General features: G+C 60.9%; 8 protein-coding genes. 7 read left to right on the top strand and 1 reads right to left on the bottom strand.

Annotated features, from left to right (window positions below; genetic code table 11):
- Positions 1-7 precede the first annotated feature (7 nt).
- Positions 8-1,291 carry a glutamate-1-semialdehyde 2,1-aminomutase gene (gene hemL, locus QMX86_RS19195; RefSeq protein ID WP_282384695.1) on the top strand — a complete coding sequence of 428 codons (1,284 nt, stop codon included), beginning with the start codon at positions 8-10 and terminating at the stop codon, positions 1,289-1,291.
- Positions 1,292-1,515: 224 nt separating this feature from the next.
- Complete coding sequence (locus QMX86_RS19200) at positions 1,516-2,070, top strand: tetratricopeptide repeat protein (RefSeq protein WP_016773046.1); 555 nt, start codon at positions 1,516-1,518, stop codon at positions 2,068-2,070.
- Positions 2,071-2,245: 175 nt separating this feature from the next.
- Here the strand turns inward: QMX86_RS19200 and QMX86_RS19205 are convergent, their stop codons facing one another.
- A complete protein-coding gene (locus tag QMX86_RS19205) occupies positions 2,246-2,575 on the bottom strand; it encodes a DUF1820 family protein (protein ID WP_016773045.1) in 330 nt (109 codons plus the stop codon).
- A gap of 132 nt (positions 2,576-2,707) precedes the next feature.
- Between QMX86_RS19205 and miaB the strand changes: the two genes are divergently transcribed.
- The 5 genes from miaB to lnt all read left to right on the top strand — a co-directional run bounded on the left by miaB (position 2,708) and on the right by lnt (position 8,080).
- Positions 2,708-4,036, top strand: coding sequence for a tRNA (N6-isopentenyl adenosine(37)-C2)-methylthiotransferase MiaB (gene miaB, locus QMX86_RS19210; protein WP_016773044.1), 1,329 nt, complete (start codon positions 2,708-2,710; stop codon positions 4,034-4,036).
- Between the two features lie 181 nt (positions 4,037-4,217).
- Positions 4,218-5,210: a PhoH family protein gene (locus QMX86_RS19215; protein ID WP_071173687.1), complete on the top strand. Its 993-nt coding sequence runs from the start codon at positions 4,218-4,220 to the stop codon at positions 5,208-5,210.
- Positions 5,203-5,697, top strand: a complete 495-nt coding sequence (ybeY, locus tag QMX86_RS19220; protein WP_071173688.1) for an rRNA maturation RNase YbeY — start codon at positions 5,203-5,205, stop codon at positions 5,695-5,697. The genes QMX86_RS19215 and ybeY overlap by 8 nt, the downstream gene beginning before the upstream one ends.
- Before the next feature lie 5 nt (positions 5,698-5,702).
- The gene (locus QMX86_RS19225) at positions 5,703-6,542 is read left to right on the top strand and encodes an HlyC/CorC family transporter (RefSeq protein ID WP_024014438.1); all 840 of its coding nucleotides are present in this window, start codon (positions 5,703-5,705) and stop codon (positions 6,540-6,542) included.
- A gap of 14 nt (positions 6,543-6,556) precedes the next feature.
- Entirely contained in the window at positions 6,557-8,080 is a 1,524-nt protein-coding gene (lnt, locus tag QMX86_RS19230; RefSeq protein WP_282384691.1) for an apolipoprotein N-acyltransferase, read from the top strand.
- Positions 8,081-8,178: the final 98 nt, after the last annotated feature.

Here is an 8,178-nt window from a genome sequence, read left to right on the forward strand (position 1 = left end):
CCCGATCATGTCTCGTTCCGAAACCCTGTTTGCCAATGCTCAGAAACACATCCCCGGCGGCGTCAACTCGCCGGTGCGCGCGTTCAAGAGCGTCGGCGGCACCCCGCTGTTCTTCAAACACGCCGAAGGCGCTTACGTCACCGACGAAGATGACAAGCGTTATGTCGATTACGTGGGTTCGTGGGGCCCGATGATCCTCGGCCACAGCCATCCGGACGTGCTCGACGCGGTGCGCAATCAGCTGCAACACGGCCTGTCCTACGGTGCACCGACGTCGATGGAAACCGAGATGGCCGATCTGGTCTGCTCGCTGGTGCCGTCGATGGACATGGTGCGCATGGTCAGCTCCGGCACCGAAGCGACCATGAGCGCGATCCGTCTGGCCCGTGGTCACACCGGGCGCGACAGCATCATCAAATTCGAAGGCTGCTACCACGGCCACTCCGACAGCCTGCTGGTCAAGGCCGGTTCCGGCGCTCTGACCCAGGGCGTACCGAGCTCGGCCGGCGTGCCGGCAGCCTTCGCCAAACACACCCTGACCCTGCCGTTCAACGACATCGACGCGGTTGAAGCGATGCTCGCCGAAGTGGGTGAGGACGTGGCGTGCATCATCGTCGAGCCGGTCGCCGGCAACATGAACTGCGTGCCGCCAGCGCCGGGCTTCCTCGAAGGTCTGCGTTCGCTGTGCGACAAGCACGGCGTGGTGTTGATTTTCGACGAAGTGATGACCGGTTTCCGCGTCGCCCTCGGCGGTGCCCAGGCGCACTACGGTGTGACGCCGGACCTGACCACGTTCGGCAAGATCATCGGCGGCGGTATGCCGGTGGGCTGCTTCGGCGGCAAGCGCGAGATCATGCAGCGCATCGCCCCGCTGGGCCCGGTGTATCAGGCCGGTACGTTGTCGGGTAATCCGCTGGCGATGGCTGCCGGCCTGACGACCCTGCGTCTGATCAGCCGCCCGGGCTTCCACGCCGAATTGACCGACTACACCTCGCGCATGCTCGACGGTCTGCAACAGCGTGCCGATGCTGCGGGCATCCCGTTCGTGACCACTCAGGCCGGCGGCATGTTCGGTCTGTACTTCAGCGGCGCCGACGACATCGTCACCTTCGACGATGTGATGGCCAGCGACGCGGCAATGTTCGGTCGCTTCTTCCACTTGATGCTGGAAGGTGGCGTGTACCTGGCACCGAGTGCGTTCGAAGCCGGTTTCACCTCGATCGCCCACGGCGAAGCCGAGCTGCAACTGACGCTGGACGCCGCCGAGCGCGCCTTCGCCGCATTGAAATAATCGCCGTACCGCTGACGTTGGCTATGGCCAGCGTCAGCTTTCACCTACATCGCCACGGTTTTTCCGACCTGTCTGCGCAAATCCTGCCCGAATCGGGCGATATATTCCCCACGCAGCAGAAAAACGAGTAAAGACTTTGTAAGGTTGGCCCTGCTTATTTCATAATGCGCGCTTATTGGATCCCTCGACGGGTCCGCGTGCCCTTCAGAGGTAAGTCGATTCCCATGAACCGCACCGGCCGCACCCTTGCATTGGGCTGCCTGTTGCTCCTTCAGCCCCTGCTCGCGCATGCACAAGCAGGCGGCAACTCGTTGTTGATCCCGGCGATGGGTCGTTGCACCCTCAATACTCAGCCGCAAGACGTCACGCAGGCACTGGCCGCCTGCCAGAAAGCGGCGGACGAAGGGGACGCGCAAGCGCAATACGAGTTGGGTGAGTTCTACTACGACGGCAAGAACGCGCCGCGCGACCTCAATCAAGCCCTGAGCTATTTCGAAAAGGCCTCGCTGCAAGGCCATGCCCAGGCGCAATTCAAGCTCGGCAGCATGTTCTTCCACGGTGAAGGCGTGCAGGCCAACAATATCCAGGCCTACATCGTGCTGAAGATGGCAGCGGTCAACGGTGCTGAAGAGGCATTGGACACGGCTGACGAAGTCTCGGAAAAGATGTCCCGCGAAGATCTCGAAACCGCCACTCAGGTGCTCGGGCAGATTTTCCGCAAATACCTGATGGAACTGCAGAACGCCGACGGGCGTACGCCATTCTCACCACTGCCCTAAAGGCTGGGGAGATGACCTGTGGCGAGGGGATTTATCCCCGTTGGGCTGCGAAGCGGCCCCAAACCCTGCAACCCGGTTCTGTCTGACACATATTGCTGGATGGATTGCGACTGCTTCGCAGCCGAGCGGGGATAAATCCCCTCGCCACAACATCATTCCAAATCCAAAGCTGTGCTTACTTCTCAGGCATCGGCATCGGAAACGGCATGACATTGCCGACCGCGCCCCGGGCCTCGCTGATTTTCGGCGTGCCCAGACGTTCCACTTCGTCGATGCGCACGATCGAATGCATCGGCACAAAACTGCGCACCACGCCTTCGAATTGCGCCTTGAGCTTTTCTTCGCTCGGATCGACGACCATTTGCGTGCGCTCGCCAAAGACGAATTCTTCAACTTCCAGGAAACCCCACAGATCACTTTGATAGATCTGCTTGGCGTACATTTCGAACACCTGGCCCTGGTTGAGGAAAATCACCTTGTAGATTGGAGCTTCGCGTTTGGTCATGGCGGGCGGATAACATCGGGGTAAAAATGAGGGCGCGAACTATAGCATAGCCACCGGACGCACAGCGGTAGGAACCTGACGGCTTGTTCCCTATAATGCGCGGTTCTTTGAATCACGTGACGACCCGAATCCATGGCCAAGAAGCTTTACATCGAAACCCACGGTTGCCAGATGAACGAGTACGACAGCTCGCGCATGGTCGATCTGCTGGGCGAACATCAGGCCCTGGAAGTCACCGCCCGCGCGGAAGACGCCGACGTGATTCTGCTCAACACCTGCTCGATCCGCGAACGCGCGCAAGACCGCGTGTATTCGCAGCTCGGCCGCTGGCGCGAACTGAAGCTGGCCAACCCGGACATGGTCATCGCCGTCGGCGGTTGCGTGGCCAGTCAGGAAGGCGCAGCGATCCGTGATCGCGCTCCGTACGTCGACGTGGTGTTCGGCCCGCAGACCCTGCACCGTCTGCCGGAAATGATCGACGCCGCGCGCAGCAGCAAGCTGCCGCAGGTCGACGTGTCGTTCCCGGAAATCGAAAAATTCGACCACCTGCCGGAGCCGCGTATCGACGGCCCGAGCGCTTATGTGTCAGTGATGGAAGGTTGCAGCAAGTACTGCACGTTCTGCGTGGTGCCGTACACCCGTGGCGAAGAGGTCAGCCGACCGTTCGACGACGTGATCGCGGAAATCATTCACTTGGCCGAACACGGCGTGCGTGAAGTGACCTTGCTCGGGCAGAACGTCAACGGCTATCGCGGCCAGACCCACGACGGTCGCCTGGCCGACCTGGCCGAGCTGATTCGCGTGGTCGCCGCCGTCGATGGCATCGACCGCATCCGCTACACCACCTCGCACCCGCTGGAGTTTTCCGACAGCCTGATCCAGGCCCACGCCGAAGTGCCGGAGCTGGTCAAGCACCTGCACTTGCCGGTGCAGTCGGGCTCGGACCGGATTCTCGCGGCGATGAAGCGCAACCACACGGCGCTGGAGTACAAATCCAAGCTGCGCAAATTGCGCGCCGCCGTACCGGGGATCTGCATCAGTTCGGACTTCATCGTCGGTTTCCCCGGCGAAACCGAGAAGGACTTCGAACAGACCATGAAGCTGATTGCCGATGTCGGCTTCGATTTCTCCTACTCGTTCGTCTACAGCCAGCGCCCGGGCACGCCTGCTGCCGATCTGGCCGACGACACCCCGGAAGAATTGAAGAAAGAACGTCTGAACGCGCTGCAACATCGTTTGAATCAGCAGGGCTTCGAGATCAGCCGACAAATGGTCGGTTCGATCCAGCGCATTCTGGTGACAGATTATTCGAAGAAAGACCCGGGCGAGCTCCAAGGGCGTACCGAGAATAACCGTATCGTCAACTTCCGCTGCGACAATCCCACCCTGATCGGTCAGTTCGCCGACGTGCACATCGACGCCGCGCAACCGCACTCGCTGCGTGGTTCGCTGATCCAGTAACACCATCGCATTGTGGATGGGGTTTCTGTGGTGAGGGGATTTATCCCCTCACCACAAAAGACCCCGCCAGCCACAGAGAATGGGTTGGAAAGCAGCGTCGATATTTAAGAGCTTTCGCACCCACGCCACTGGCGTTATCCTTGATTTCATCCTAATTGCCCCAGGGCGGCTAAATACGACCTTGAACGCACCCATCGAACCACATCGTTTTCTCCTCGAGCCTTTTGAGGCTCGCCGCTTCGCCAATCTGTGCGGGCAATTCGACGAGCATTTGCGCTTGATCGAACAGCGCCTGGCCATCGAGATCCGCAATCGCGGAAACCAGTTCGAGTTGATTGGCGATCCAAAACTCACCACGTCCGCAGAAAACCTGCTGCGCCGCCTGTACCGGGAAACCAAGGGTACCGAGCTGTCGCCAGACCTGGTGCACCTGTTCATTCAGGAATCAGCAGATATCGACAACCCGGCCCCCGCCGAACCGACCGTCGCCCTGCGCACCAAGAAAGGCATGATTCGCCCACGCGGCTTGAATCAGCAGCGCTACGTGAAGGAAATCCTCGGCAACGACATCAATTTCGGCATCGGCCCGGCCGGTACCGGCAAGACCTATCTGGCCGTGGCCTGCGCGGTAGATGCGCTGGAGCGCGAGCAGATCCGCCGCATCCTGCTGGTGCGTCCGGCGGTCGAAGCGGGTGAAAAACTCGGCTTCCTGCCCGGTGATCTGTCGCAGAAGATCGACCCGTACCTGCGCCCGCTCTACGACGCGCTGTACGAAATGCTCGGTTTCGAATACGTCGCCAAGCTGATCGAGAAACAGGTGATCGAAGTCGCGCCGCTGGCCTACATGCGCGGTCGCACGCTGAACAACAGCTTCATCATTCTCGACGAGAGCCAGAACACCACCGTCGAGCAGATGAAGATGTTCCTCACGCGCATCGGCTTCGGCTCCACCGCCGTGATCACCGGCGACATCACCCAGGTCGACCTGCCGCGCGGCACCAAGTCCGGCCTGCACCATGTGATCGAAGTGCTCAAAGACGTGCCGGGCATCAGCTTCACCCATTTCCAGCCCAAAGACGTCGTGCGCCACCCGTTGGTGCAGCGGATCGTCGAGGCCTACGAGCGCTTCGAGACCCGTGCCGAAGCTGCGAAGGAAGCCTCGCGCGATGCTTGAGCTGGATCTGCAAATCGCCACCGAGGCCAGCGCGCCGAGTGAAGCCGAGTTCCGCCAGTGGTGCGAACTGGCCCTGCGCCAGCGCAGCGCTGATTCGGAAATGACCATTCGTCTGGTCGACGAGGAAGAAGGCCGCGAGCTCAATCACACCTGGCGCCGCAAGGACTACGCGACCAATGTGTTGTCGTTCCCGGCGGAAGTGCCTGACGAGTTTCTCGATATTCCGCTGCTCGGCGATCTGGTGATCTGCGTGGCCGTGGTCGAACGCGAAGCCGCCGAGCAGGGCAAGGAACTAAAGGCCCACTGGGCACATCTGGTCATTCACGGCTGCTTGCATCTGCTGGGTTACGACCATATAGATGACGACGAAGCCGAAGAAATGGAAGCACTGGAACGCGAGTTGCTTGCTGAACTGGGCTATCCCGATCCGTACGCGGACGACGAAACCGAACACTCCCCCATCGTTACAACAAAGGATTCAGAGTAATCGCTATGAGCGAAGATCGATCGAGCAACGGGCAGAAGTCATGGCTGGGTAAACTGACCCAGGCTTTTGCCCACGAGCCGAAGAACCGTCAGGAGCTCCTCGAGCTGCTGCGTGATGCACATCAGAACAAACTGCTGGACAGTGAAGCGCTGGCCATCGTCGAAGGCGCCATCCAGGTGGCTGACCTGCAAGTGCGCGACATCATGGTGCCGCGTTCGCAGATGGTCAGCATCAAGGCGACCCAGACACCCCGCGAATTCCTCCCTGCCGTAGTCGACTCGGCCCACTCGCGCTATCCGGTCATCGGCGAAAGCCATGACGACGTGATGGGCGTGCTGCTGGCCAAGGATCTCCTGCCGCTGATCCTCAAGGAGAACGGCGACAGCTTCAACATCAAAGATCTGCTGCGCCCGGCCACCTTCGTGCCGGAGTCCAAGCGTCTGAACGTGCTGCTGCGTGAATTCCGCGCCAACCACAACCACATGGCCATCGTCATCGACGAATACGGCGGCGTGGCCGGTCTGGTGACCATCGAAGACGTGCTCGAGCAGATCGTCGGCGACATCGAGGACGAGCACGACGTCGAAGAAGACAGCTACATCAAGCCGCTGCCCAGCGGTGACTTCCTGATCAAGGCGCTGACGCCGATCGAGAACTTCAACGAGTTCTTCGACAGCGAGTTCTCCGACGACGAGTTCGACACTGTCGGCGGTCTGGTGATGAGCGCGTTCGGCCACTTGCCAAAACGCAACGAAACCACTGAAATCGGCGCTTATCGTTTCCGCATCCTGAACGCCGACAGCCGTCGGATTCATTTGCTGCGACTGACGCCTATCGCTCGTTAATTCTAAGGACTGAAATGCGCTGGACAACCCGCCCCGGCTGGCCCGGTAACCTGCTGGCCGTGGCGGCCGGTGCAATTACCACCTTCGCTCTGGCACCTTTCAACATCTGGCCGCTGGCATTGCTGGCGGTTGGTCTGTTCTATGCTGGTTTGCGTGAGCTGAGCCCGCGTCAGGCGCTCGGCCGTGGCTGGTGCTTCGGCTTCGGTCTGTTCGGTGCCGGCACCAGTTGGATCTATTACAGCATTCATCATTTCGGTGGCGCTTCGGTGTTGCTCGCCGGGTTCTTGATGCTGCTGTTCACCGCGGCGATTGCCTGGTTCTTCGCCCTGCCCGCGTGGCTGTGGGCGCGCTGGTTGCGGCGTAACGAAGCACCGCTGGCAGATGCCTTGGCCTTTGCTGCGCTGTGGGTCGGCCAGGAAGCGTTTCGCGGCTGGTTCCTTACCGGTTTCCCGTGGCTGTATTCCGGTTACAGCCAGCTCGATGGCCCGCTGGCCGGGCTCGCGCCGGTGGGCGGCATGTGGCTGGTATCGTTTGTTCTGGCACTGACCGCAGCGCTGATCTACAACGCGTCGCGCTTGTTGCAGGCGCGACGCAAGGGTTTCATCGCGGCCGGTGTGGTACTTCTGGCGGGGCCTTGGGTAGCAGGCATCGCCCTCAAAGGCCACGCGTGGACCAGCCCGTCCGGCGCACCGCTGACCGTGGCCGCAATTCAGGGCAACGTCGCGCAGAGCATGAAATGGGACCCGGCCGAGCTCAACGCGCAACTGGCGCTGTACCGTGATCTGAGCTTCCGCTCCAAACCGGTCGATCTGCTGATCTGGCCGGAAACCGCCTTGCCGGTGTTGAAGGAGTCCGCCGAGGGCTACCTGACGATGATGGGCAACTTCGCCGCCGAGCGTAAATCGGCGTTGATCACCGGTGTGCCGATTCGCCAGACCGTGCATCACGAGCGGCGCTTCTTCAACGGCATCACCGTGGTAGGCGAAGGCGACGGCACTTACCTGAAGCAGAAACTGGTGCCGTTCGGCGAGTACGTGCCGTTGCAGGACGTGTTGCGCGGCTTGATCGCGTTCTTCGACCTGCCGATGTCGGACTTCGCGCGCGGCCCGTCGGATCAAGCGCTCTTGCAAGCCAAGGGTTACCAGATCGCACCGTTTATCTGCTACGAAGTGGTCTATCCGGAATTCGCCGCCGGCCTGTCGGCACGCAGTGATCTGCTGTTGACGATCAGCAACGACACCTGGTTCGGCACGTCCATCGGCCCGCTGCAGCATTTGCAGATGGCGCAGATGCGCGCGCTGGAAGCCGGACGCTGGATGATCCGCGCGACCAACAACGGCGTTACCGGCCTGATCAATCCGTTCGGGCAGATCACCGAACAGATTCCGCAGTTCGAACAAGGCGTGTTGTATGGCGAAGTGGTGCCGATGCACGATCTGACGCCGTATCTGCAATGGCGCTCGTGGCCGTTGATCGCGTTGTGCCTGCTGCTGTTTGGCTGGGCGCTGATGGCCAGCCGGATGTCGAAGACCCTCTGAGAAGTGTGGCGAGGGGATTTATCCCCGCTGGAGTGCGCAGCAGTCCCCTCTTCTGAAGGTAAGAGAAGGGCCGCTACGCGCCCCATCGGGGATAAATC

The organism is Pseudomonas sp. PS01270, assembly GCF_029959775.1.
Taxonomy (GTDB): domain Bacteria; phylum Pseudomonadota; class Gammaproteobacteria; order Pseudomonadales; family Pseudomonadaceae; genus Aquipseudomonas; species Aquipseudomonas atacamensis.

Bases quoted from the DNA above. Each gene is read 5' to 3' on its own strand.
- hemL (WP_282384695.1), top strand. From the start codon at position 8: ATGTCTCGTTCCGAAACCCTGTTTGCCAATGCTCAGAAACACATCCCC.
- QMX86_RS19200 (WP_016773046.1), top strand. From the start codon at position 1,516: ATGAACCGCACCGGCCGCACCCTTGCATTGGGCTGCCTGTTGCTCCTT.
- QMX86_RS19205 (WP_016773045.1), bottom strand. From the start codon at position 2,575: ATGACCAAACGCGAAGCTCCAATCTACAAGGTGATTTTCCTCAACCAG.
- miaB (WP_016773044.1), top strand. From the start codon at position 2,708: ATGGCCAAGAAGCTTTACATCGAAACCCACGGTTGCCAGATGAACGAG.
- ybeY (WP_071173688.1), top strand. From the start codon at position 5,203: ATGCTTGAGCTGGATCTGCAAATCGCCACCGAGGCCAGCGCGCCGAGT.
- QMX86_RS19225 (WP_024014438.1), top strand. From the start codon at position 5,703: ATGAGCGAAGATCGATCGAGCAACGGGCAGAAGTCATGGCTGGGTAAA.
- lnt (WP_282384691.1), top strand. From the start codon at position 6,557: ATGCGCTGGACAACCCGCCCCGGCTGGCCCGGTAACCTGCTGGCCGTG.